Below are 1,258 nucleotides of genomic sequence, written 5' to 3'. Positions count from 1 at the left end.
TGGGCTGTCCTGATCTTCTGTCCGCTGGGTTGTGAGATTCCTACCCGTGGAAGGATCTCCGCCCGTGCCGATGATGTACTCACCGCAATTTCGTGAGCGAGCTGTCGCCTTGATCATCGATGAAGGTCGCCGAGTCGCCGACGTAGCCCGCGACCTCGAAGTCACCGAGGCCACCTTGTATCGGTGGAAGCAGCAGGCTCTCGTCGACCGCGGTGACGCACCTGGGGTGCCAAAGTCGAATCGGTGCAACTACGAGATGCGTTGAACAGGATCAAGCAGCTCGAACAAGAACTGCTCGCGACTCGGCTGGCGGCCAAGATCCTCACCGATACCACGATCAACCCAAAAGGCGGTTCCCGGTTGTCACGGCCTTGACCGGGCAAGGAATCAGCATCCGCACCGCCTGCCGAGTGCTCGGGATCTCCGAACGCGGCTACCGACACCACCGCAACCGCCCGCCCAGCCAGCGCCGCCTGCGCCACGAAATGCTCGCTGAAACCATCAGAGCCATCCACGCGGCCTCACGTGGCTGCTATGGCGTGCGCCGCATCCATGCCGAGCTCACTCTCGGGATGGGCATCGAAGTTGGCTCAGGTCAGGTGCACTCGATCATGAAACATATTGGTATGCAAGGCATATCGGGATCAAGGAAGCGTTACATCAGCAAACGGGACGCGGCCACGCACTCCGACCTGGTCAACCGAAACTTCACCGCCACCAGAGAAAACCAGTTGTGGTGCACCGACATCACCGAGCATCCCACCCGCGAGGGAAAGGTCTACTGCTGCGCGGTAATCGACGCCTACTCTCGCCGCATCGTCGGCTGGGCTATCGACTCGCGCCAGACGGCATCGCTGGTGCTCAGCGCGCTCGATATGGCCATCGCATCTCGCTCACCCGATAGGACGGTCATCCATAGCGACCACGGCGCCCAATTCACCTCCTGGGCATTCAGCCGCCGCATCACCGAGGCCGGCCTGGTCGGCTCCATGGGCACCATCGGGGACGGCTACGACAACGCGATGATCGAGTCCTTCTGGAGCAGAATGCAAATCGAGCTTCTCGATCGCAAGAAGTGGAAGACCCGCACCGAGTTGGCCAACGCGATCTTCGACTACATCGAGATCTTCCACAACCGCCAACGACGACACTCCAGTCTCGGCTGGCTCACCCCATCGGAGTTCGAGAAGACCAACCGCCATCTACAATCGGTCTCCTGATTCTCGTGACCCGGCGGACAAGAACCCGGGACAGCCCA

The 1,258-nt window shown here is 61.0% G+C and carries 1 pseudogene; it reads left to right on the top strand.

Going from position 1 to position 1,258, the window contains the following annotated elements:
- Positions 1 to 64: 64 nt before the first annotated feature.
- Positions 65 to 1,220, top strand: a pseudogene (locus tag IBX18_RS41805) (IS3 family transposase).
- Positions 1,221 to 1,258: the final 38 nt, after the last annotated feature.

This window comes from Nocardia sp. XZ_19_369, assembly GCF_015355715.1.
GTDB lineage: Bacteria > Actinomycetota > Actinomycetes > Mycobacteriales > Mycobacteriaceae > Nocardia.
This window is presented reverse-complemented; position numbering and strand designations above follow the sequence as displayed.